The following is a 23,694-nucleotide window of genomic DNA, read 5'->3' on the forward strand; positions in this document are numbered from 1 at the left end:
AAATTACAGGGTTTTGCAGAAACGAACAATGCGTTCTGCGGCGATAATGCATTCATTGAGTGGCGCCACCAAGGCGATGCGCACATATCCTTTGCCAGGATTTACGCCGTGCGCTTCACGTGCCAAGTATGAGCCCGGCAAAACGGTGACGTGTTCTTGAGTGAATAGGCGACGGGCAAACTCTTCATCATCGATGGGGGTCTTTGCCCATAGGTAAAAGGCAGCATCGGGTAGAGTAACCTCAAGTACACTGGCCAATTGATTTGTCACTGCTTTAAATTTTGCGGTGTACTGTTCACGATTTTCAATGACATGGCTTTCATCACGCCAAGCCGCCGCGCTCGCAGCCATGACCATCGGACTCATAGCGCAACCATGATAGGTCCGATACAGTAAAAATTTCGCCATAATTGCGGCGTCACCAGCCACAAAGCCAGATCGCATGCCCGGTACATTGGATCGTTTTGATAGCGAAGAGAACATGACTAGACGGGTGTAATCGCGCCCTAGTTTTGCTGCCGCCTCAAGGCCACCTAAAGGCTTTTCCTCGCCAAAATAGATTTCGGAGTAGCACTCATCTGAGGCGATTACGAACCCATATCGGTCAGACAAAGCAAACAGCCGTTCCCAATCCGCTAGGGAAGCTACTGCGCCCGTTGGATTGCCAGGTGAGCAGACAAAAACCAACTGGGTGCGCGCCCAAACTTCTTCGGGGACGCTATCCCAATCGGGTTGAAAACGGTTTTCTGCTAAACAATTTACAAACCACGGCTCGGCTCCTGCCAAAAGCGCAGCACCTTCATAAATTTGGTAAAACGGATTTGGCGAGAGTACCGTGGGGCGCTCTGCGCTGGGGTCGATAACCGCTTGGGCAAATGCAAATAGTGCCTCGCGACTTCCATTGACCGGCAGCACTTCTGTAGTCGCATCGGGTGGCGCTATATTGTAACGACGTGCAATCCAGTCGCTAATGCTTTGTCGGAGATCTTCAGAGCCTAGTGTGGCGGGGTAGCTCGATAATCCAGCCAGATTGGCCATCAATGCATCTTTAACAAGCTGCGGTGCAGGATGTTTAGGCTCACCAATTGATAGATTGATGTGGTCTAGTGCCGAGTTGGGAGTTAGGTCACTAAATAACTGACGCAACTTCTGAAATGGGTAGGGGTGGAGAAGATCTAAGCGTGGCGACATGACACGTTCTAATTGGGGAAAACGGCAATTATAGCCTATGGTTCAGCTTATTGCGCTGCATGCCCGAGGAAAAATAGGCGCATGAGTGTGCGCTACGTTATCAAACTTGGCGGTTTTATCTTGCCGCCAGATCATTCCTTGAGTAATCCAGCAAAGTGCTGCATAAATTTTTGCACTTTAGGGCCGACGACGGCCATGCAGTACGGCTGAGATGGGTGCTGGTTGTAGTAATCGTGATGCTCAAGCTCTGCCGGCCAGAAGGTATCAGCGGCGCATAATTCAGTGACGATTGGCATTGGCCAGGCCAAAGATACTTTCTCAAGTATTGCTAAACTAGCTAGGCGCTGATTTTCATTGTGATAAAAAATCGCAGAGCGGTATTGCGACCCAACATCGTTGCCTTGTCGGTTTCGCGTGGTTGGATTATGGATGTCGAAAAAAACTTCCAACAACCCCTCGAACGAAATGATTGAGGTGTCATATTCGATTTGTACTGCCTCAGCGTGCCCGGTATTGCCATCACAGACTTGACGATACTGAGGGTGTCTGATGTGCCCGCCTATATAGCCAGAGGTCACCTTTTTTACGCCACGTACGCGCTGAAAAATAGCCTCAAGACACCAAAAACACCCGCCAGCCAATGTAGCTATCTCGGTCATATGCATCCTTTATTGGCGTGCGCCACGCAAATTGCTTGGAAAATCGGCATTGAAATTGCTGCGAAATGGGTTGATGTCCAATCCACCGCGACGAGTGTAGCGAGCGTAAACCGCCAGTTTCATTGGTTGGCATGCTCGCATTAAGTCAACAAAAATACGCTCTACGCATTGCTCGTGAAACTCATTGTGATTGCGAAAAGAAATCAGATAACGTAAGAGACTTTCCCGATTAATCGGTTTGCCAACATATTGAATTTGCACGCTGGCCCAGTCAGGTTGGCCTGTCACTAGGCAATTTGATTTCAGCAAATTTGAAGTGAGGGTTTCAGTTGTAGTGCCGTCGGACTCATCGCAATGCAATAATTGCGGCTGTGGGGAATATTCATCCACTTCTATATCTAAGTTGTCGATGCAAAACCCTTTTAGCTCTCCAAAACGCAGTTGCTCAAATTGATCCGGTAAATTCACTTTGACCTGCACCGATGCATTTACTGCGTGACCAATATCGCGCCGCAAAATATCTGTGAGTTGCTCTACGCTATCGAGCTTGGTTTGATTGAAGCTATTTAGGTAGAGCTTGAAAGACTTTGACTCGATAATGTTGTCGCTATCGGCTGGGATTTGAAAAGTCACCAGCGCAATTTGTGGTTTGCCACGAGCGTTGAGCCAAGAGACTTCGTAGGCATTCCAGATGTCCAAGCCCATAAATGGCAAAACCCCATCAATGCCGATCTCTTCGCGCTTGACTTGGCGGGGAATGGGAAATAACAGGCTTGGATCATACTCAGTGATGTATGAAACGGTTTTTCCAAGTGGGGAAGCGGCTACATCTGACACGGGGTGACCTTTGGTGCTTAATATTAGTTGATTAGATTTTACCGTCGAGGGCTTAATTTTGCTGCGGCTTTTTCCCTAATGACTTTGGGAATGACTCGATTAATAGCGTCGCTAGCGATATTTGCGCATCAAACCAACCATCACGCCGTAGATTTCTAAGCTCTCGCTAGGGCGGATAATCGAAAAATCCGGATTGTGCGGGATCAAAAAATACCCCTGATTGTCACGCCCCAACTCTTTTAGGGTGTACTCGCCATCAACGATTGCAACCACCAGGTCGCCGACGTGTGCCGCATGACGCTTCTCGACGACCGCGAGGTCACCATCGTAAATTCCAGCATTCATCATGGAATCGCCACGCACTTTAATAATGATCGAGGTTGAAGGGCGTGGCATGAGATATTCATCGAGCGAAATAGATTCGCTCATGGCGTCATTGGCCGCAGCTGGCATACCTGCGGGAACATTAAAGTCAGCCAATTCACGCTCAAAAAAGCGCTTGGTGGGCGCCAGGCGCTTATCAGGCGTCATTTCAATATACCCTGCCAGGGTAAGTCGCTTTACGAGCGCAGATACCGCCGATTTTGAGGCCATACCCAGCAGTTCACCAATAACGGCGTAAGAAGGGATGCTGCGATAGTCGGTGTAGTAATCTTGCAGCTTGCCTAGATATTCATGGTCACGATTTGGGTTGGCCATGGTTAACCTCGTTGAACATTCGTTCTGTAAGCGTATTGAACGATCGTTCCCTTGTCAAGCAAAACGCAATGCTGATTCGCTGTCTGGTAAAATGCCTATTTGCTTGTATCTGGAAGCTGTCGTGAGAATTCTCTTGGCCCCTATGGAGGGGCTTCTTGATTGTGTTTTGCGGGACGTGATTACCCGCGCCGGTGGCATCGATTTATGCGTGACTGAATTCATCCGCGTGAGTGGCACATTACTACCCAATCGCACCTTTGAACGGATCGCCCCCGAAATTCTCACCGATAGCAAAACGGCGACAGGTGTGCCAGTTCGCGTCCAGCTATTGGGTTCGGATGCTGTGTGCCTTGCAGAAAATGCCGCTCGCCTTGCAACGTTTAATCCGCACGGCATCGATCTCAATTTTGGCTGCCCCGCAAAAACGGTTAACCGTCATCGCGGCGGCGCGGTACTCCTCAAAGAGCCAGAGCTCATTTATCAAATTGTGAAAGCGGTTCGTGATGCGGTGCCGACTCATATCCCCGTGACCGCAAAAATGCGCCTTGGTTACGAAGATACTTCGCCTGCCATTGCTTGTGCTCAAGCAATCGAAGCGGCAGGTGCTGCGGAGGTCGTGGTGCATGCGCGAACGAAAACCGATGGCTATAAGCCGCCTGCATACTGGGAATGGATTGCTCTGATTAAAGAGAATGTTAAGTTTAATGTCGTGGCCAATGGCGAAATTTGGACGGTCGAAGAATTTAATCGTTGCCGTGAAATTTCCAATTGCGACGATATTATGCTTGGACGCGGTATTGTTTCAAATCCTGGCTTGGCACTAGAGGCCAAAACGGGTCAGAAACTTTCATGGGAAGAGATGGCACCATTATTTGTGGTTTTCTGGCAGCAAGTAATGATTCATTGCTATCCAAAATATCAGGCGGGCAGGCTCAAACAATGGCTAAATTATTTGCGCCGTCATTACCCCGAGGCGGGTGAATTGTTCCAACAAATTCGTACTATAAACACTGCAGAAGAGATCGAGGCCGGCTTCCCGACCTTGGTACTCGGGCATGAAAAATAATGCGAATGGCTCGTTGATTAAATCTCATTAAAATCGGCAGGTATATCTACTGGCGCCTTGTTAAATAGCGATTGCATAGATATACCCGCCTTTAAGTTGGTAATGACGATAGGATTTGCTCCATGCCTTGTGCCTGTGTTAATCCACGCGATTCACAATAGCGCTTAAATCGGCGATGCAAGCTGGCGTCGATTTCCACCGAAAGTGCTTTAGGTAGCCGCTGCTGGTGATCTTGCGTGGCGCGGGTAAGCTGTAACGCACGCGAGCGGCGCTTACGTTCAGCCATCGTCATCGCCTTGCTGGCAAGCGCGGGGCGGCCGCGAGGGCGCTTTGCTGGCTCTTTATCACTCATGTCGATAATTACTCACAAAATTGCCGAGCTTTAGCTCGATGATGCTGCGCTGATTGATTGGTTACTTTAAATGATGATTTTCAAGTTCATCTAGTCATTGTCAGCGCGTGCTCGCGCCACAAGATGAATGGTGACTTGTCACAATTAAAGATTATCTCGCCATACAGTCAGCACTGCAAACCTTAATCCATCACAACATCGCTTTGATGACGATGAATTTGGTGTTTTGCGCTATGCATTCCACTCGTTTGAACCATTTTTTCAAATCGCGCTGATATTCCAAATGCCGATTAGCGACGATCCAAAGCTCACTCGTACTAGTCATGCATTGTTTGGCTTGCGCAAACATGCTGAGCGCAATGTCAGTCATAACGGTGGTTTGCTGATGAAATGGAGGGTTGATCAGAATAAGATCAAATTGCTCGGCGATATCGGCTAATCCGTCATGATGGGTGATGCTGACTTTCTGATTGGGGAAATTGGCTTGAAAGCTTAGTTTCGCCGATTGAATGGCGGCCAAAGATTCGTCATACAGGAAAAGCTCAGAATCTGGATGCATGTTGCAATACGCTAAGGACAGCAGACCATTACCGCAGCCAACATCTGCAACGCGTTTGGCCTTGGGTAATAGCGTGAAATTTTCGATAAAAAAACGCGAGCCGATATCGATTTTTTGCTCGGCAAACACGCCCGCGCAATTGATTAGCTTTAGATTAAGTTCGGGAACAGGTACTTCGATTGGGCTTTGAGCAAAAATCTGCGGCGATAAAACTACCTGATAAAGCCGTGCTTTTCGCTGTGTTGGCAAGTACTCTACAGCGCCGCACATGGCTTTCAGTACATCCAAATGCCCATTGCTGACATGCTTTTGCATGCCCGAGAAGAAAAGTTTGAGCGGACGCTTGAGACTACCCGCTAATAGTTGTAACTGAGCCTGCAGCAATGAAATAGACTTGGGTAGCTTGACTAAGGCATATGTAATATCTTGCCCCTTGTACATGATTGGAGCCGCTTCATTCTCTATATTGAGCTCGATCGCTTTTAGTGAGCACCATGAATCATTGAGGTGGTATATACCGGCTGCTGCATGGTGTTTTGCTGCCAAATGCAAGGCGCCAAACCCGTCATTCACCAATAGCACAGGCTCGTTTGGCAAAATCATCTGTGCAAGATATTCGTCCGCAGCATCCCATGCACGCAGCTCTTTGGCGTGCTTACTGGGATAGCGATTTAATTTGTGTGCCGCAAAGTCAATTGAATCTGGCATTGTTTAGATAGCGCAGTGCTTATGGTGTGAGTGAATCGACAGATTTTAACAGTACGGCGGGTGTAGCTAAGGACTAAATTGCCGACCTTGCTAAATTTATTCAAGAGCGTGATTTATCTAGCTGCATTGCGGTCTGCAAGACAAAAAGGAGGCGGGGTTTGGGATGTATCAAGTGACCGATGCACGAAAAAAAGTGTAAAATGTGATTGTCACAAAAACCGCATCAGCTATGGCCAAGCATCCTCAAGACTTTCTCACCCTACCTTTAATCCCTGAACCCAAAAAGCGCGGACGGCCCATCTCAGGGAAAGCACTCACCGCCGCACAACGCAAAGCGAATGAACGCAAGCGCAAAGGCTTAAATGGCATAGTTAGCTTTGAATTTAGTCAGGCAGAATTAGCTCGCCTCATCGTGGCTTTAAACGAATGCGCCCCTGAATTTCATGACAAAGAACTACTTGATAAACTAAAGACGAAACTAAAGCAAAGCTCGAAAGAGGGCGTTACTGTCATTAGATGACAGTGCTCGAGAGCTGGGGGCCAGAAGTCAAAGCTCGACTTGATTTGCTAGATTTCACCCCTTTTTTGTTAGCGCATCAATGAGTCTGACGTAACTCACATTCTGCGGCTGCTGACATGGATGTCAGACTCACTTAAATTATTCTTTTGTTGCACTCATTTACTGCCTATATTTCATAACAACCGCGCCAAATAATTTTGGTACAAGACATTGAAAGCAAGACGAATAGTGCTTGCATATGTTGATTGCTGCGACGTTGTTGATGACTTCCAATCAGCTGGTCGCAGGGCATGCGACGAGAGCAAAGATGACTGCTACATTGGAAACCATATTAAATCGAGCGGCCAAGTCTGGGGTTGGAATTCAAGCCTCTTTATTTGCTATTTTAATACTGATAGTTCCAATACTCGCTATTGCTATATTTGCAATTTATCAGCCACAGATTGAAAAAAATGCATTTGTAAATTTGACGGAAATAGCTCGACTAAAATCCTCCCAGATTGAAACTTGGCTTGGTAGAATACAAGCAGATGGTGCTCTATTAAGTAGTGACCCTAAAATAGTCTCCCAAATTAACGCTATTTTTTCAGGCAAAGAGAGCGCAAATAAGCCTGGCTATGCTCAAGTATTATTTGAGCGAATGCGTTCGACATATGGTTAACATGGCATTTGCCTAATCACCCCCGAAGCTAAACAACTACAATCGAGTGGTGATTGCTCGTTAGATGATGCAGTGCTTCACAATGCATTGCAAACCACTAAATTTAGCAATAAAAACAATTACAATTTCTACCTATACCGAGACAAGACAAACGACATACATATAGACTGGTTGCTACCATTAGGTTTTCCCACTCTCAAAAAAAATGAAGTCCAATATACAGAAAACAAAAAGGCACCGCCATTAGCCATCGTAATTCTTCGTATGAATATTTCAGAGTTGCTTTACCCGCAGATTAGTAAATGGCCTAACTCAAGTAAATCAGGGGAGCTGATTTTAGTTAGACGACAGGGCGATAAAGTTGAATTTATTAATGATGTTCGTGATAGCAAACATTCAGCCCTCAGCTTCAAGCTCCCATTAAATCCCACGTCACCTGCAGCTGCAGCGGTATTGTCTTCAAGTACTGGAACTCTTTTAGGTAAAGATTATCGCGGCATCCAAGTGCTTGCCGCATTTAGCCCTGTTGCAAATACTGACTGGCATGTCGTAGTACAAGAAGATCAAGCGGAAGTAATGGAGTCTTTATTTCAATTAATTTTATGGGTTGTAGCAGTAACGTTGCTGGCAGTGATTTTTTTTGGATTGATTTTATGGGCATATTGGAAGCAGCGTACTCAGTTGCTTCATGCGAATGAGATCGCTAGGCAAGCCATAATCGAAAAGAAACTCATTCAGTCTTCTGAGCGCTTTTTTTCAAGTTTTGAACTTAATCCAATTGCGGGGATTATTGCGAAAGCCGAGAGCGGACGCCTTGTTATGGCCAATGTGAATTTTACTCGCGACTTCGGTTGGGAGAAAGAGGATTTGATTGGCAAAATAACCCTTGAAATCGGTTTTTGGCATAACGCTGAGCGTAGGGGGGAATATGTAGACAGCCTTTTAAGCAAAGAACGGTTAATCGACTTCAAAACTCAGATCAAGAAAAAAGATGGATCAATTAGCCAGGTTCGGATTTCTTCAGGCCTAATCGAACTAGATGGGGAGCAATGCATCCTCACGTTTGTTACTGACATTACGCAAAGTGAAATTGCAGCCGCTAAAATTATCGCGGCAGAAGCGTTTGGTCGGGACGTGCTCGATTCGAGTAGTGCTCACATAGCTGTGGTGAATAATGATGGGATCATCATCGCAGCAAATCGTCGTTGGCAAACTTTTTCAGAAGAGAACTCATCTATTCTTGATGAGCCCGCACCGGCAACAGGAATCGGCACCAACTACCTTGAAATTTGTGAGGGTGCAACAGGCAATGAATCGTCTGATGCACACACTGCGAAGCAAGGTATTGAAGGGGTACTCACAAAACACCTCCCATATTTTGAAATGGAATATCCGTGCCATTCCCCCACTGAGCAGCGTTGGTTTTCCATGTACGTTTCCCCACTGCATCGGGAGGAAGGTGGGGCGGTCATTTCGCATATCAACATCACTACGCGAAAATTGGCAGAATTACAATTGAGCAAGGTTTCGCTTGCCGTGGAACAAAGCACATCCACGGTGGTAATAACCGACATTCATGCAAATATAGAATATGTTAATGATGCGTTTGTACTCGCAACAGGCTATCGACGTGAGGAAGTGATTGGGCAAAATCCACGCATCTTGAAGTCTGGCGATACCCCTGCCGAGACATACACTCAGATGTGGTCTGAATTGGCGCAAGGTCACCCGTGGTCTGGGGAGTTCCATAACAAAAGAAAAGATGGTGTTATTTCGATAGAGTCAGCTCACATCACTCCGCTGCGAAACAGTCACGGAGAAGTAACTCACTACGTTGCGGTCAAAGAAGACATCACAGAAAAACGTCAAATGGCCGAAGAGCTTGATCGGTATAGGTGCGAACTTGAATTGCTAGTCAAGCAAAGAACGCACCAGCTTAATGAGGCATTGGAATCCCTACATTATAGCGAAGAGAGACTCGGGTTTGCGCTTGCAGCGACCAATGATGGACTCTGGGATTGGGATGTCCCGAGTGGCAAGGTCGTTTGTAATGAAGCTTACTACACTATGTTGGGCTATACCCATGAAGAATTGGGAGATGACGTTACTAATGTATGGATTAATTTACTTCCAGAGAATTCACGTAATGAAACAGTGAAACAGGTCATGCTATTGCTTGAGCAACAGGAAGGTTATGCAATTGAGTTTCAGATGAAAAATAAACTCGGAGAAACCAAATGGATTTTAAGCCGTGCAAAACTAACCAAACGAGATTCATTTGGAAAGCCTGAGAGGGTCGTCGGAACGCATACAGATTTGACTGAGCATAAACAATTAGAGTTAGCGCTGAGAAATGCCAAAGACGCCGCTGATGCGGCAAACATGTCAAAGAGTGCTTTTTTGGCCAATATGAGTCATGAAATCCGCACACCAATGAATGCAATTTTGGGAATGACATATTTATTGCATCGCGATGAACGCAACCCAACACAATTAGAACGACTCAAGCGTATAGAGGAGGCAACACAACATTTGCTCTCATTGATTAATGACATTCTCGATCTATCTAAAATAGAAGCCAATCACTTGCAGCTTGAATGCATCGACTTCCATCTTGGGATGTTGTTTGATCATGTCACATCAATGATGAGTGAAGCCGCCCGAAAAAAGGGGTTGATTTTCCGTTCCACACTGGGCAACACCCCCCTTTGGTTACATGGTGATCCAACTCGACTTCGTCAGTCTTTGATTAATTATCTAAGCAATGCGATTAAATTCACGCCAAGTGGTCAAATTGAGCTACGGGTTGGGGTTGTAAGTGAAACAGAATCGGGCCTCTTGTTGCGCTTTGAAGTGGAAGACAGTGGAGAAGGGATTTCCGAGGAGCAGCAAGCAAAGCTTTTTCACGCATTCGAACAGGCAGATGTTTCCACCACCCGAAAATATGGGGGCACTGGGCTTGGTTTAGCAATAACACGACGTTTAGCTAGGCTAATGGGCGGCGATGCAGGGGTATTTAGCGTGCAAGGGAAGGGCTCAACCTTCTGGTTTACTGCTTTATTGGCTCGAGCTCAAGAGGGGGCAAGTGACGGTAACAAGCAGGCAAACCCTTTTGCAACTATTGTTGGAGAAACAAGCCTCAATCAATTTTCGGGGACTCGTATTTTGTTGGCCGATGATGTGGACGTCAATCGAGAGTTAGTTATTTCGCTTCTTGAAGGGACTGGCTTAGTCATCGATACAGCAAAAGATGGGAAAGATGCGGTAAACAAAGCATCTAGTCACTCCTATGCCATTGTCTTGATGGACATGCAAATGCCGGAGATGGATGGCTTAGAAGCAACGCGGATTATTTTGAAACAATTGCAGCCAACAAAACCCATCATTATTGCAATGACGGCAAATGCCTTTGGCGAAGATCGCCGGGCGTGTGAGGAAGCTGGAATGGTTGATTTTTTGTCAAAACCCATTGAACCAGAGCAGTTATTCCAAACCCTGGCATTTTGGCTAGCCAAAATCACGCCTCAACATGCATTACTCAGAGGATTTGAAGAAACTAAATCACCCTTGCTGGCCGCCTCTTCAAACGCCGCAACTTTCAATGCGAGTGAAGTGACGACTAGTCCTGTAGTTGATGAGTTTTCTGGACTCGATCTAAATCAGGGCATAGCGCTCTGGGATGGAAAGGTGGCGTCCTATCAGAAATTTCTCGTCAAATTTGCTCATTCATATTCAGATGCGGCACAAAAACTAAGTCAAGCCTTGTCGCAGAACGACCTTCAAAGCATTAATGCCTTGGCGCACAAACTAAAAGGTGCTGCTGCGACCCTTGCCTTGACGGATGTTACACGGCTTGCAAGTGAAATCGAGCTTTTGACAAAAAGAGTTACGGTAGCTGACGAGCCATCAGAAATAACTCAGTTGTTGTTGAAGCTGGATGGCGCGCTAATAACAGCGATCGATTCGATAACTCGATATGCGCATTCAGACAATCAAGTCAAATCTAGCAACCCCACAATTGCACTAGAGCCAGAGCAGAGAGCCATAGTTTCGTCCATGCTCATTGCCTTATTGAAGGCGCTGGATACTGATAATCCAGATGAGGCAGAAACTGAGTTGGCCAAAATGGAGCAATATATTTCACCAGATCGACTATTGAATGTGCAAACTGCATTAGAGGATTTTGATTTTAGAGCAGCCGAAAATGCCACACGGCAACTGGCCATGGCGCTCAGCCTCACATTGGAGAGCTAGTTGCAATGACAACCCAGATATTAATAGTTGATGATGAACCCGCAAACTTAGCAACATTGCGCCAGATACTGTCACCCGAGTATGCACTCGTCTTTGCGCGCAGCGGTCATGATGCTTTGCATATGGCAACTAAGCACCGCCCCGACTTGATATTGCTTGATATTCAAATGCCTGACATGAGTGGCTATGAAGTTTGTCGTGAACTCAAGAAAGATGTGAATACGAATGGAATACCTGTAATTTTTATCACTAGCCTATCTGAGGTGGGAGATGAAGCTGCGGGGTTTGAAGTTGGAGCGGTCGATTTTATTTTGAAGCCTGTTACCCCTTTATTGGTGCGCGCGCGTGTGCGTGCACACCTTTCCTTAGTGAGCGCGATCCAACTAGAGCGAAGTTATCTTGAAGCAATATCGATGCTGGGGGTGGCAAGTGAGGTCAAAGATATTGATACCGGGGTGCACATTTGGAGAATGGCGTCTTATAGCCGAGCACTCGCTGCCGCTATTGGTTATGACGAAATACAGTGTAAACACATAGAGTTGGCTGCCCCCATGCATGATGTCGGAAAATTAGGTATTCCCGATATCATTTTGCGCAAACCAGGAGCCCTAGATCCTTCAGAACGATCCATCATGCAACGCCATTCGGAAATTGGATTCAAGATTCTAAGCAAAAGCAACGCTCCTATTTTACAAATGGCAGCGATGATCGCGCTTCACCATCATGAAAAATGGGATGGCAGTGGGTATCCACGCGGCTTAGTGGGTGAGGCCATACCGGAAGTCGCACGAATAGTGGCAATTGCGGATGTTTTTGATGCGCTTAGGATGGTGCGACCTTACAAAGCAGCGTGGCCACTTGAACAAGTCATTGAGGCTTTAACTAATGGAGCAGGAAAACATTTTGATCCGAACTTAGTGCGCCATTTCATTGGAATATTGCCACAGATATTGGCATTAGAAGCCGATTGGTCTCGTAAAGAACGAGAGGATTTATATTTGTAAAATAATAGGCAGCAAGCCAAGGGCTGCTGCCTATCTGAGTCTCATCATTGTCGATGAGATTCATCATTCGGTTCCGAAAACGCAGATGGAACGTGCGTCAGTTCAGGAATCTGCCTCAATATTTCCAGTTCACTGAAATGCTACCATTGATTGGTGCGCCGTAAAAAGCTTGTGGTGCCCAGTACAAGCTGGAAATGTATTTCTGATTGGTCACGTTATTGAGGTTGGCCGTTACGCTTAGCTGTTTGTTAACGTCATAGCGAGCCATCAGGTTGAGGATTGCATACGATGGCTGTGTAAAGTTGCCGTCGGCAGAATGGTAGCTGGTTTGGCTTTGCCAATTGACACTTGCGCCGATTTTTAATGCTTTCAGTTGTGGCAACTGATAAGTCGTGGAGATGCGCACGGTTTGCTTGGGGACATAGGTTTTGACTGTGGCGCCGAGCTCATTTTTAATACTGAGCGCAGTAGCCCCCATGCTTGCTTGCCACCCATCCGCCAACTCTCCAGCTAGTTGCATTTCAAGCCCTTGAGAGGCAGCATCGATCCCCTTGTAATATGCTTGGCTTCCGATATAGCCTGCCAACTCGGCCGAATTATTCTGCTCAACCTTAAAGACTGCAGCCGATGCATTCAGTTTTTGTGCAAAGAAGTCACCCTTAATGCCAAGCTCGTAACTTTTACCCTCAACTGGCTCCAATACCGTGCCGCTGGCGTCAGTTTTGTACTGTGGGTTAAATATCTCGGTGTAACTGCCATACAGTGAGAGATTCTGGCTGAGGTCATACACTAGGCCAATATAGGGTGTCGTGGCGTGGGCGTTGCTTTGGTGATTTACGCCATACGCGGTGCCACTGCTATCTGAATAGGTGTAGTTGGCGCCAAGCAATAGCTTGAGATCGTCCGCCAGATGTAGTCGTGTCGCTGCATAAATGCTCTTGCGCACATCTGTGTAATCGCTGCCGTCAGTCGAAGCATCAAAACTAGGCATAGGGTAGCTACCATCAAACGCACCGCTCGGCGTCAGAGAGGTGCCAATGCCTTGTCCGTAGTGTGAGATATCGCTCAGCGTCGAGCGCGAAGCACTGGCCCCAACGATAAATTCATGCTCACGACCGGCTAAAGCAAATTGACCGCTGAGATTGCTATCCATCAAAGCTTGCCGATTATTCGAGTTATATAGGGAAGGGTAGCTAAATAGCCCCTCACCGGTGTGTTGATCTGGATTCCCATATACATAAAATAGCGCACCATCAGATTTAAGCTGGTTGTAGCCCAGCGTGGTTTTCCATTGCCAGTTATTACTGAAGGTGTGATTGAGCTCAGCAAAAACTCGCTGATCCTGAGAATCCCAGTACGACCAATCGGCCGCTGTGTTGGTATTCACCGCGTAATCGGTCGGCGTGCCATTGCTATGCAGTAGCGGCAAAGCCCCCCACATCGCACCATCTGCATCATTCTTTTGGTAGCTATAACCCATGGTTAATACGGTCTGATAGCTTAAATAGGCCTCGATCACGCCATAGAACACAGTTTTCGCAGGTTCGTAGCGATCTAAATATGAATCCCCCTCCTGCCGTGCGATCACCACGCGCGCTGCGATAGTGCCTTCGCTATTGAGTGGGCTTGAAATATCGGCGTCAATGCGACGAGTGTTCCAAGATCCATATAAAACACCTGCTGACGCCTCAAACTCGGGCGTGGGGCGTTTGCGCACAAAATCGATAGTAGCCGAAGGATTGCCTGTTGAAGACGTCAGACCGTTAGCGCCAAGAACAACATCGATCCGATCGTAGATTGCAGTATCCATATCACCCATCTGGTGACCGGAGGTGAAGGGTACGCCTACGCCATCCACTTTAAAATTCGTAATGTCAAAGCCTCGTGCTGTGTAATACGTTCGCTCAGTCTCTGCCTTTTCGACGGTGACGCCTGTGGTATTGCCCAATACTTCATCAATATTGTCGAGTTTGAAATCATCCATCTGGGCTCGAGTGACGACTGATACTGTTTGCGGTGTTTCGCTTAACGGCAGGTCAAGCAACGTGGCGGAGTTGCTGCTACTGACGCGATAGAGACCCGTTTTTTCGCTGGGCTGTTGAGTTGCATTGGCGCTAACCTCCACTTGATTGAGCGTAACCTCCGCGGCGTGTGTTAGCACTGGCGTGGTGGCCGACAAAGTCAGCGCAACGGCTAGATTCATGGGCTTTATTTTCAAACGAAGTTGCGGTTGGTGTAGAGGTGAGGTGGATCGAGTATTGGGCATGGCAAATCCGAGGTAAGACGTGTTTTAAATGAAAAAATTGTGCCCCTTGGAAAGGGTGACGTTTTGCGGGGCACGGACAATATTAAACGATAATGATTATCATTTGTGTGTAATAATAACGTAGAATTCTTTCGATTTACACCGGTATGATAATAATTATCATTTAATGAGGGCCGATAAACGATGCAACTACCAACTGATGGTGGGCCAGAGTTCAACTCGTTTAAGTCGAATGTTAAGCAGCTTGCAGTGAAGGCTGATGACCAGAATATCTCGCCAAACACGCTAACAGTAGCGCTCGATCAGGTGGCGGCAGTGTTGCCTACTTTGCGTGGGCGAGTCGCGCAGACAAATGCGCAACCCAGATTGGCAGAGGCGTTGTATGCCCATTGGCAGGCCGCGCAGCCCGCTGCTGGCCGGCATTATTGGAGTGCACGTAGCTGGGGTATGTTGATCTGGCAGCCGGCTTATTTGGCTGTGCTGGCAGTACATCAGGCTCAGTGCGCTTTATCTTTGACAGGATTGCAGCAAAGTGTGAGTGCTGGAGTGACCTCTGGCTTTACCTTGCCTAATCAGCAATTACAGTGCGGGGGAACGGATGCGTTGATTGCCTACACGGCAAACAGTCTGCGCATTTATCACCAGCAGCATTATCCGCAGTTAAATGCAGTTCAGCCGTATGCCGAGCGTCTAGCTGCATGCCTTACGGTTGACTGTGTGCTGTCCGCGCTGTTGCTTGCTAATCAAATACAGCGTTGGCCCGAGCAAAGGCTTGTGCAATTGGCCGAGCGTTGGCTAACGGCGCTGCAGTGGACTCGACACGGTGCACTGATGCAGATCGAATTGCCGGCTGGCCGGCGTGTGCCGGCACTGCTCCGGCAAGGCTGCTGCCAGCATTTTCGTTTGCAGGGTGAAGCGCCTTGCAGTAATTGCCCACGCAGGCCGCTGGATGAGCGCATTGAAATAATGCGGAGCGAAATGGTGATCTAAGCACGGGGTATCAAAGGGGTATGTGAAATTAGTTCGCTTATATCGATCGATAGCCCTCAGTTTTACCTATTCAACCCTAAAGCCCGATGTGCTTGTGCTGGGTGTACATACCAAATCACGAAATACCCTGCTTGGTATATTTATCTAATCATTATTAAATAAGATCTCTATTCATATACCTATGAAAAATTCGCTTAGTTTTCACCTAGCCAATGTCAACGTTAGTCGGCAAGGGCGCGCTTTACTCGATATTGCGCAATTGCAGCTGCCCGCAGCGGGGCTCACCGTGATTCTGGGTCACAATGGCTCGGGCAAATCGACTTTACTAAAATTGCTGTCTGGGCAGATGGCGCCAGATCGAGGAGAGGTATTGCTGCAGGGGAAGTCGGTGACTCATTATATTCCGCGCGAGTTGGCCAAGCGGGTGGCATATATGCCGCAACAGATTCCGCAGCCAGCGCTGTTGCTGGTGCGCGAGTTGGTCGAGTTGGGGCGTTTTGCTTGGCGCGGCTGGTTGGCGCGTTGGCAAAGCGATGACCAGAGTTGGGTTAGTCGTGCGCTGCAGCAGGCCGGCGTGGCTCACCTAGCTGGGCATGCAGTTGATGAAATATCGGGGGGCGAGCGCCAACGAGTATGGCTGGCAATGTTGCTGGCGCAAAATGCGCCGCTATTACTGCTCGATGAGCCCAGCTCGGCACTGGATTTGGCGCACCAGTATCAGCTTATGCAGCTACTGCGCCAACAGGCTGATTTACCTGACTGCGGCGTGATTGCGGTACTACATGACCTGAATTTGGCACTGCAATACGCTGATCGGATTGTGGCGTTGCAGCGTGGGCGCATTTGGTTTGATGGCTCACCAAGCCAGTTGCTAGCGCATCCGGAGCTTGCTGCGTTGTATGGCATTGAATTGGAGGTATTGCATCGAGCCGGCAAGCCAGCGGTGGTGGCGGTGGTATGAAATATCTAACTTTGCCCGTCTTGCTAGCGTTCGCCTTGCTGCTGGCTGTTTTTCATTTGCAGATGGCGACACCGCTAGAGCTAGCGGCGCAATGGCGTGCAATAGGTAGTGATGATCTGGGAATGGATTCGATCGTATTTAAGTACGCCCATTTGCCACGCACTGTATTGGCTATTTTTCTGGGTGTGGCGATGGCGCTATCGGGCAGTCTATTGCAGCAGCTAACGCAAAACCCGCTAGCTTCGCCGATGACGCTGGGCGCCTCTGCAGGCGCGTGGTGCGCCATTGTGTTGGGTGGTTTGCTGTTGCCAGCGACATGGCATTTGCCAATCGAATGGTTGGCGATGGGCGGCAGTTTATTCGCGCTGCTGCTCGTGGTTTCCCTGGCAGGCTGGCGACAACTACACGGACTGGGCGCTTTATTAGCGGGTACTGCGGTTAACCTGCTGTTAGGGAGCGTGGCAGGGATCGCGGTGATGATGAATGATCAATACAGTCGCTCGTTACTAGTGTGGGGCGCTGGCGATATGGCGCAGAACGACTGGTATTGGGTTGGCTGGGTACTGCCGCGGCTGTTACCTGCGCTATTGGTGCTACCTATGCTGTGCCGCCCGCTGCAATTGATCCAGCTGGGTAGTGATGCTGCCACTGCCGCAGGGCTGAATGTTGCACGTTTCGCCATACTTACCAGCCTGCTGGCACTGTGGCTGAATGGACTGGCAATTAGCGCGGTAGGGATGATCGGATTTATTAGCTTGCTGGCGCCGGCGCTGGCGCGCTTGCTTGGCGCGGCCAAACCTGCGCAATGCTTGATGTATTCAGCCGTACTTGGCGTTATCACATTATTGGCAGCCGATACCCTGGCGATGTATGTATCGAGCCTGCTTCCTGAGCTTTTACCCAGTAGTGCGGCGGCAGGCTTGCTCGGTGCGCCCGTACTGGTCTGGTTATGCTTGAGACAGAAAATGCCTGATCGGGTTGGTGGGGCGCTGGCGGCGATGAAAGTGCGGCGGCGAGTACCATTGCCTGTGTATTTATTCCTAGGGTTGGCACTGATGGTGCTCTGCGCAGTGCTTGGGCGTGACGTGCAGGGCGCTTGGACGCTGGAGTGGCCCGATGCCGGCTTGTGGGCGCTACGTTGGCCACGACTACTGGCTGCAAGTGCAGCTGGAGTGGGGCTGGCAATGGCGGGTTTAGTTTTGCAGCGCTTACTCAACAATCCCTTGGCAAGCCCCGATCTACTGGGGATTTCGTCAGGCGCTAGTCTGGGCATGTTGCTAGGAATGGCATTGGGAGTGTCGCAGCCTTGGTTAATGACCAGCGCTGGCGCGGCTTTGGTGCTAATGGTTCTGTGTTGGTTGGCGCCGCGCCAATCGCCCGCACGCTTGGTATTGCTGGGGGTAGGGCTGTCATCGCTCTTGGAGGCGGTACTGCAATTCGTGCTCGCGCAGGGAAGTAATGATAGTTTCAAGCTGCTCAACTGGCTGGCGGGCTCTACTTATCATACCAATGCGGGTGATGCGCTGGCATTGGCCGCTTGGGTGGCACTACTGGGGTTGTTGATTCTGCCCGCTAGCCGAGTGTTGGCATTGTTGGGGTTGGGTGAAAGCCATGCTCGCGCAACAGGGCTAAATGTCCGCCGTGCCCGCGCACTATTGTTTTTGCTGGCTGGGTTATTGAGCCTGGCAATTAGCAGTCAATTTGGGCCGCTAGCCTTTATTGGACTGGTGTTGCCACAATTGGCAATTCAGCTTGGCGCACGCAAAGTGAGTACGCAATTACTACTCGCCAGCCTGTTGGGCGCGACGCTGTTGGCGCTGGCTGATTTTGCCAGTCGTACATTATTTTTTCCTATGCAATTGCCAGTCGGTGCGCTGGGTTCGCTCTCGTGCGGCATGTTATTGGTACTGGCCTTGTTGACTACTCGCAGAGGTGCGCCATGATCAATCGTTTCATTTTAGTCGTGGCATGCCTGCTAGCTTGTACAGCGCAAGCGGGGCCCAAAGTAATAGCATTAAGCTGGGAGAGTACCGAATACCTGCTCAACATTGGTGTCACCCCGCAAGCCATTGCTGATCGGGTCGATTACGATAAATGGGTGGTACAACCTGCGCTACCAGCGCACGTACTCGATGTGGGCAGTCGTTTTGAGCCCAACCTTGAGCGCATCTATGCACTCAAACCCGATCTGATCCTGATTGGCCCTGCTTTAAGTGGCATGCAATCGAAGTTACTCAAAATTGCGCCAACCATCGTGCTCGATGCCTTTCGCACAGATCACGATAATGCGCTTGTGGCCGAGCAACTGCAGCGGCAGTTGGCAATTCGGCTAAATCGGCTGCCGGCACACGAAGCTTTTTTAGAGGCGAGCCGACGTAAACAAGCTGAATTGCGTCAATCCATTGCACAACGTTTTGGTAGTCAGCCGCCGGCCGTATGTGTGGTTCGATTTGCTTCACCAACGACGTATTGGGCATATGGTGAAAATTCAATGCCCGAAGCTGCACTTAACCAGCTGGGACTACGCAATGCTTGCCCGCAAGCGCGTTCGATGTGGGGTTTGCAACTGCACAAAGTGCCTGATCTCTCCGTAATAGGCGACGGAGTACTGTTAAAAATAATGCCGTTTGAACGCGAGGCTGAGTTAATGCGCAGCCCAATCTGGCAGGCCTTGCCAGTTGTGAGACGCGACCGAGTTTACACTTTACCGCCGGTGTGGACGCATGGCGGGCTGCATTCCATTGATCTACTGGCGCAATCAATCGCCGATACACTCACTTCAAGTCGTAACTAAGCCTTGCTGAGCGCAAGGGAATGGGGCAGCTAGGAGTTGGTGGGGTACTGGCATTTTTTAGGGTGGATCGAACAAAAGGAACTATTACCCATGACTAATGCAAATGCGACTATTTAACTTTACATAATATACAGAGAGTGAACAAAAAACCCGCCATTCCTGACGGGTTTTTATGGGGTATTTTCTAGGCCGCCAGTAGGGGCTTTTTTGCGATTTCTTCCCTTATTTCCTTTTCATAATCAAAGCCTTTGCAGGCCGTATAGGCCGCCAGCCAACCCGCCATTTCTTCCCGTGTCGGCGCATCTGAATACATTATCGCCGAGTAAATTACTGGCAAGGGTACATTAAGAAATGATGAAATTTTCCGCGCTATATCTGGCCCGACCGATCGTCGTTTATTGACGATGTTTGAAATTGAGGTTCTATCGACCCCAATACTGATCGCAACCTGTGTTGCAGAGTCCGTGTTAAGCCTTGATTTCATTGCTAAAAGTAGCGTCTCAAAATCCAGCATTTCCTAATATCCCAATAGTTTTATTTTGTAATTGCTTACTTATTAGCACTTACTGGCCCGCTTATAAATCCGTTTCACTCTGAAACCCTGATTTGAGTATTTACATAGAATCCGACTTAACCAACGCAGACCAAACGCGGCGGGAAAAGTTCGATTCATTCAGGGGGTTATATGTCCAGTTACTTCGGCTTCAGTAATGTGAATAACGTCACAGTTTCGGACTGGACGCGCAAACAATACGGTAACGGCCCTGAATCAATGGTGAACTGGGAAAAAACCATTGAAGTGGAATACAGCGAATTTGATTCTTGCCAGGTAGGCAGCACAGTTGTTATCACCGCTAGCCACCAAAAAGCGAAAGAACTCGAAGCGGCATACCAGGCCGCCAAGCAGGCCGAGGCCGAGCAAGTCGCATCACTCAAGCAATCAGTAAGCGTTAGCAAATGACGCAAGCCAAGCAGCATCGCGCCTTTATTCCTGCCTGTCATGTGCAATATTGCCTTGACGCGGCAGTAAAGCGCATTTGGCCAACTTCGGAAGGTGCGCGAACAATCAGCGCCCAAACGATGGGCCGCCTCACTTCTACGCTGCTTTGCCTCATTGGCATGAACAACAAAGGGCGCGTTCGCGCCGATCAAGAATTCATTGCGGCCCGCCTGGGCAAGTCTGATCGCTCATTGCGTACCGATCTGCGCGACCTTGAGGCCCTGGGCCTAATCGAAACGCTCAAGCATTACGACAAGCATTTCAAAAAGGTGCGCAACACCTATGTAATCGCGCCTGTGCTCTTGCTTTGGAAGAAGGGCCAAGAGCTGGCCCGCCAGGCTTCGGCCGCGCTAATCGAAACCGTGGGGCAGACAAGCACTGTAGCCCGTCGCATGAAGAAACTGCATGAAAAATACCAAGAGCTGAACACTAAAAACCTGCGCCAGGGCAAGCAATCGCCCCAGGAGCGTATCGGCGCTTACCTGTCACGCGTTGAGTTTTCCACAGACCGGAAGAATCCTGCCGTGTTGACAGATTCTTCTTCGAAGAAAGAATCAAACCAAATAAGTGCGCAGCGAGCTGCGGATATTTGGGGTCTTGTATCCGCGTTCGGATACAAGCAAGCGGCCCGAATGGCCCGCTTGTCCGTGGCCCAGGTGATAGAGCTAGCCCGATCTATCGGGAAGGGGCCGCCAGGCTTTACGGCTAGCAGGGTTTCTCCGAATGACGGGGCGGGGAACTCAGGATAAAAAACCGTTCGGCAGTGGTAGCAGTGGTTTTTTGAGGTGAGGCGGTCTTTTTGGGCCGCATCAGCAGCACAAACAGCGCGGGGGCGCATCTTTTCAACAGGGTAGGGGGCTTTATGCTGAAACAACTAAACGAAGCACTGAACGCGCTTAAAAATTCGGGCGTTCTGGAAGCAAAAGCGAAGGCGGCCGCCTTTGCTGATGTAGCAGTCGAAACAATCGACCACTTGCACAAGGCTTTAGACACGGCCCAGCAATTGGCCGTTGATTCGGTCAATGAATTGGTAATCGTCGCGGCCCGCCTGGAGCGCCTGGAGCGCCTAAGCGGTTTACACGTTGAGCAGTACGAGGAAGCGCCAGCGGTGGCAAACCATGAAATTCAAGGACAGTGATTATCTGATTACGGCCGCCATTTTGGCGGTGTGGCCGCGCCCAGAATGGGAGCCGATCAAATTAATGGGGCCTAGCCCCGTCAAAATCAAAGTTTTGCAGGGATAAGGGGGGGCGTATGGCCGGGGGGCAAAAAGTTACGCGGGAATACCTGGGCGAGATGGATTGCCCGCTTTGTCACCGGCCCGCGCCGGTGCGCAAGCAGGCCAACGGCTTTGCAATCCTGAAATGCGGGTTTTGTGGCTGTACGCTGCAAACCCACGAACACAAATCAAGCTCAATTTTGGCGAGTCGCATCAAGGGCCAGCCGCTACCAGTGGCGGCCAATGAGCCAAAACCAGAAATCAAACCAAGTGCGCAAGCAGCGCCACAACCAAAGCCAGCGCAAAGCGGCACTTTTTGGTAAGGGGAAAGCATGTACAACGAAGATCAAACACACCAACAAACCGAAGCCGCGCCAGCGCCAAGTGAGGCCGATCACGAATTAGCCCGCCTGGAACAAATCGCGGCAGGCCATGACCAGGAAACTAACGCTGAATTATTGGCGGCAGCGGTGGGCGCTGATACGGTTTTGACTTTTCCGCACGATGCAGCGGCCGAGTGCGAAACGGTTTTAGTCATGGCCCGCACATTATTGGCCCCATTGTATCCCTCGCTGGAGGTCGTTTACTCCGATTCCACTATTCAAAAACTGAGCCAGGCGGCCGCGCCGGTGATGATTAAATACAACTTAACCGGCGGCGGTTTGTTGTCTAAATTCGGCCCTGAATTGACGCTCGCGGCCGTGGCCGTGCCGGTGGCCCTGGAAACAATCAAAGCCGTTCGCCACGATCACGCGGCCCGCATTGCGGCCAACGATGAACAAGCAGCAGCGGCGGCCTTAGCCAATGGCAGCAACTAGTAAAAATAGGGGGCCAGTGGGGGGCCGTGGGCCGTGGCCTGACCTGATCGAATCACGGGCCAATGAAGCCATAATTGAAGTGATTATTGGGGCCACTGGCGCGGGCAAAACCACTCATTTAATGCGCGAACTCAAAGCAGGCAAGCCCAAACGCTTGCTTGTTTGGGATGATAAAGGCGAGTTTTGCGATGATGGTTTTGTCAAGCCCGTCAAGACGATCACCGAGTTTGCAAAGCAGGTGAGGGCGGCGGGGAAGGGGCCGATGAAACTTGGCTTGATTCCCTACGGCAAGCCGAGCGATATGGTGAAACTGTTTGATCTGTTTTGCCAGATTGCGTACCAGGCGGGCCAGTGCGTGGTAATCACCGAGGAAATGAGCAACGTGTGCGACGGTGGCAAATGTAACGCTGCGGGCTGGCGCACACTCATCACCAAGGGCCGGACGCGGGGATTTCGCATTTATGCGCTGACTCAGCGGCCCGCGCTCATTGATAAAACGGTTTTGACTCAGGCCACGACGATTCGTTGCGGTGTTTTGGGTTCGGATAACGACGCGAAACCCGTTGCCAGTGTGATGCGCGGCGTACCGCATTCTGATCTGCTCGCATTGCAGCCCTTGGAGTACATCGAATACATCAAGAAAGGGCCGGTGATTAATCGCGGGAAACTGACTTTTTAGGGGGTAATTATGTTTGTTCAGAAATTAGCAGTTTGGAGCTTAGGCTTTTTTATGGGTGTATTGGCCGCAACATCAGGGAGCCTGATTGTTGAGAGCCAATTATTTAAGCATGGCTTTTACCCAATTTATTGCGATTCACAACAATAAATCGGCATTTATGCAACAAATTTTCAAATAATTTCAGAAAGTTGATGGGGGCCACTGGCCCCCATTTTGCCCTCAGTTAGCCCGCCTACGGCCCCTTTTGATAAGGGGCTTTTTTATTTTTATTGTTTGTGTAATTAACGCAAACAAAACGCTTTGTTTGTGTTTTTCCAACTCATTTACACAAACAAGGTAATGAAATGCCAACTACTAAACAGGCTTTGACAATTGTAGTCGTTTCTCTGATTGCAACAGCCATTGCGGCCCGCGTTCCAGCCGTTAAGAAAATCGTTTACGGCGCTTAACAGCGTCT

25 protein-coding genes are annotated in these 23,694 nt (G+C 49.2%); 17 read left to right on the top strand and 8 right to left on the bottom strand.

Features of this window, described 5'->3' with window-relative positions:
- Nucleotides 1-3: 3 nt before the first annotated feature.
- From dapC to HQ393_RS04500, 4 genes are all read right to left on the bottom strand, one after another.
- Entirely contained in the window at nucleotides 4-1,191 is a 1,188-nt protein-coding gene (gene dapC, locus HQ393_RS04485) for a succinyldiaminopimelate transaminase (protein ID WP_179357651.1), read from the bottom strand.
- A gap of 131 nt (nucleotides 1,192-1,322) precedes the next feature.
- Nucleotides 1,323-1,850, bottom strand: coding sequence for a peptide-methionine (S)-S-oxide reductase MsrA (gene msrA, locus HQ393_RS04490; RefSeq protein ID WP_246307951.1), 528 nt, complete (start codon nucleotides 1,848-1,850; stop codon nucleotides 1,323-1,325).
- A 9-nt stretch (nucleotides 1,851-1,859) separates the two neighbouring features.
- A complete protein-coding gene (gene queF / locus HQ393_RS04495; protein ID WP_179357653.1) occupies nucleotides 1,860-2,687 on the bottom strand; it encodes an NADPH-dependent 7-cyano-7-deazaguanine reductase QueF in 828 nt (275 codons plus the stop codon).
- A gap of 111 nt (nucleotides 2,688-2,798) precedes the next feature.
- Nucleotides 2,799-3,386 carry a LexA family protein gene (locus HQ393_RS04500; RefSeq protein ID WP_179357654.1) on the bottom strand — a complete coding sequence of 196 codons (588 nt, stop codon included), beginning with the start codon at nucleotides 3,384-3,386 and terminating at the stop codon, nucleotides 2,799-2,801.
- 121 nt (nucleotides 3,387-3,507) lie between these two features.
- Between HQ393_RS04500 and HQ393_RS04505 the strand changes: the two genes are divergently transcribed.
- The gene (locus HQ393_RS04505; protein WP_246307952.1) at nucleotides 3,508-4,452 is read left to right on the top strand and encodes a tRNA dihydrouridine synthase; all 945 of its coding nucleotides are present in this window, start codon (nucleotides 3,508-3,510) and stop codon (nucleotides 4,450-4,452) included.
- Nucleotides 4,453-4,543: 91 nt separating this feature from the next.
- Here HQ393_RS04505 and HQ393_RS04510 read toward each other — a convergent pair whose 3' ends face one another.
- Together HQ393_RS04510 and HQ393_RS04515 are read right to left on the bottom strand one after the other, a co-directional pair.
- Nucleotides 4,544-4,738, bottom strand: a complete 195-nt coding sequence (locus HQ393_RS04510) for a RepB family protein (RefSeq protein ID WP_179357655.1) — start codon at nucleotides 4,736-4,738, stop codon at nucleotides 4,544-4,546.
- Nucleotides 4,739-4,994: 256 nt separating this feature from the next.
- The gene (locus HQ393_RS04515; RefSeq protein WP_179357656.1) at nucleotides 4,995-6,071 is read right to left on the bottom strand and encodes a class I SAM-dependent methyltransferase; all 1,077 of its coding nucleotides are present in this window, start codon (nucleotides 6,069-6,071) and stop codon (nucleotides 4,995-4,997) included.
- A 202-nt stretch (nucleotides 6,072-6,273) separates the two neighbouring features.
- Here HQ393_RS04515 and HQ393_RS04520 point away from each other — a divergent pair, with 202 nt between their 5' ends.
- The 4 genes from HQ393_RS04520 (at nucleotide 6,274) to HQ393_RS04535 (ending at nucleotide 12,510) form a co-directional block, all read left to right on the top strand.
- Complete coding sequence (locus HQ393_RS04520; RefSeq protein WP_179357657.1) at nucleotides 6,274-6,591, top strand: hypothetical protein; 318 nt, start codon at nucleotides 6,274-6,276, stop codon at nucleotides 6,589-6,591.
- Between the two features lie 238 nt (nucleotides 6,592-6,829).
- Nucleotides 6,830-7,252, top strand: a complete 423-nt coding sequence (locus tag HQ393_RS04525; protein ID WP_179357658.1) for a hypothetical protein — start codon at nucleotides 6,830-6,832, stop codon at nucleotides 7,250-7,252.
- A gap of 72 nt (nucleotides 7,253-7,324) precedes the next feature.
- Nucleotides 7,325-11,506, top strand: coding sequence for a PAS domain S-box protein (locus tag HQ393_RS04530; RefSeq protein ID WP_179357659.1), 4,182 nt, complete (start codon nucleotides 7,325-7,327; stop codon nucleotides 11,504-11,506).
- A 5-nt stretch (nucleotides 11,507-11,511) separates the two neighbouring features.
- Nucleotides 11,512-12,510: a response regulator gene (locus HQ393_RS04535; protein WP_179357660.1), complete on the top strand. Its 999-nt coding sequence runs from the start codon at nucleotides 11,512-11,514 to the stop codon at nucleotides 12,508-12,510.
- 115 nt (nucleotides 12,511-12,625) lie between these two features.
- On the opposite strand, the gene HQ393_RS04540 is transcribed toward HQ393_RS04535, so the two are convergent.
- On the bottom strand, nucleotides 12,626-14,713 hold the full coding sequence (locus tag HQ393_RS04540) for a TonB-dependent siderophore receptor (protein ID WP_218871294.1): 2,088 nt from the start codon (nucleotides 14,711-14,713) through the stop codon (nucleotides 12,626-12,628).
- 246 nt (nucleotides 14,714-14,959) lie between these two features.
- Between HQ393_RS04540 and HQ393_RS04545 the strand changes: the two genes are divergently transcribed.
- From HQ393_RS04545 to HQ393_RS04560, 4 genes are all read left to right on the top strand, one after another.
- Nucleotides 14,960-15,766, top strand: a complete 807-nt coding sequence (locus tag HQ393_RS04545; protein ID WP_179357662.1) for a siderophore ferric iron reductase — start codon at nucleotides 14,960-14,962, stop codon at nucleotides 15,764-15,766.
- 181 nt (nucleotides 15,767-15,947) lie between these two features.
- On the top strand, nucleotides 15,948-16,727 hold the full coding sequence (locus tag HQ393_RS04550; protein ID WP_179357663.1) for an ABC transporter ATP-binding protein: 780 nt from the start codon (nucleotides 15,948-15,950) through the stop codon (nucleotides 16,725-16,727).
- Nucleotides 16,724-18,670, top strand: coding sequence for a Fe(3+)-hydroxamate ABC transporter permease FhuB (gene fhuB / locus HQ393_RS04555; protein WP_179357664.1), 1,947 nt, complete (start codon nucleotides 16,724-16,726; stop codon nucleotides 18,668-18,670). Before HQ393_RS04550 ends, fhuB begins: the two co-directional genes overlap by 4 nt.
- Entirely contained in the window at nucleotides 18,667-19,521 is an 855-nt protein-coding gene (locus tag HQ393_RS04560; RefSeq protein WP_179357665.1) for an iron-siderophore ABC transporter substrate-binding protein, read from the top strand. The genes fhuB and HQ393_RS04560 overlap by 4 nt, the downstream gene beginning before the upstream one ends.
- A 184-nt stretch (nucleotides 19,522-19,705) precedes the next feature.
- On the opposite strand, the gene HQ393_RS04565 is transcribed toward HQ393_RS04560, so the two are convergent.
- A complete protein-coding gene (locus HQ393_RS04565; RefSeq protein WP_179357666.1) occupies nucleotides 19,706-20,035 on the bottom strand; it encodes a helix-turn-helix transcriptional regulator in 330 nt (109 codons plus the stop codon).
- A 171-nt stretch (nucleotides 20,036-20,206) separates the two neighbouring features.
- On the opposite strand from HQ393_RS04565, the gene HQ393_RS04570 reads away from it, so the two are divergent.
- The 8 genes from HQ393_RS04570 to HQ393_RS04600 all read left to right on the top strand — a co-directional run bounded on the left by HQ393_RS04570 (nucleotide 20,207) and on the right by HQ393_RS04600 (nucleotide 23,384).
- A complete protein-coding gene (locus HQ393_RS04570) occupies nucleotides 20,207-20,482 on the top strand; it encodes a hypothetical protein (protein ID WP_179357667.1) in 276 nt (91 codons plus the stop codon).
- Nucleotides 20,479-21,270 carry a hypothetical protein gene (locus tag HQ393_RS04575; RefSeq protein ID WP_179357668.1) on the top strand — a complete coding sequence of 264 codons (792 nt, stop codon included), beginning with the start codon at nucleotides 20,479-20,481 and terminating at the stop codon, nucleotides 21,268-21,270. The genes HQ393_RS04570 and HQ393_RS04575 overlap by 4 nt, the downstream gene beginning before the upstream one ends.
- Before the next feature lie 113 nt (nucleotides 21,271-21,383).
- On the top strand, nucleotides 21,384-21,659 hold the full coding sequence (locus HQ393_RS04580; RefSeq protein WP_179357669.1) for a hypothetical protein: 276 nt from the start codon (nucleotides 21,384-21,386) through the stop codon (nucleotides 21,657-21,659).
- Entirely contained in the window at nucleotides 21,640-21,765 is a 126-nt protein-coding gene (locus tag HQ393_RS17880; RefSeq protein ID WP_281361484.1) for a hypothetical protein, read from the top strand. Before HQ393_RS04580 ends, HQ393_RS17880 begins: the two co-directional genes overlap by 20 nt.
- A gap of 10 nt (nucleotides 21,766-21,775) precedes the next feature.
- On the top strand, nucleotides 21,776-22,063 hold the full coding sequence (locus tag HQ393_RS04585; protein ID WP_179357670.1) for a hypothetical protein: 288 nt from the start codon (nucleotides 21,776-21,778) through the stop codon (nucleotides 22,061-22,063).
- A 9-nt stretch (nucleotides 22,064-22,072) separates the two neighbouring features.
- The gene (locus HQ393_RS04590) at nucleotides 22,073-22,558 is read left to right on the top strand and encodes a hypothetical protein (RefSeq protein WP_179357671.1); all 486 of its coding nucleotides are present in this window, start codon (nucleotides 22,073-22,075) and stop codon (nucleotides 22,556-22,558) included.
- Nucleotides 22,559-22,679: 121 nt separating this feature from the next.
- Nucleotides 22,680-23,237 (top strand): hypothetical protein, encoded by a 558-nt coding sequence (locus HQ393_RS04595; RefSeq protein WP_179357672.1) that lies wholly within the window; start codon nucleotides 22,680-22,682, stop codon nucleotides 23,235-23,237.
- 9 nt (nucleotides 23,238-23,246) lie between these two features.
- The gene (locus HQ393_RS04600) at nucleotides 23,247-23,384 is read left to right on the top strand and encodes a hypothetical protein (protein ID WP_179357673.1); all 138 of its coding nucleotides are present in this window, start codon (nucleotides 23,247-23,249) and stop codon (nucleotides 23,382-23,384) included.
- Nucleotides 23,385-23,694 lie beyond the last annotated feature (310 nt).

Origin of the sequence: Chitinibacter bivalviorum, assembly GCF_013403565.1 — a bacterium.
GTDB classification, from domain to species: domain Bacteria; phylum Pseudomonadota; class Gammaproteobacteria; order Burkholderiales; family Chitinibacteraceae; genus Chitinibacter; species Chitinibacter bivalviorum.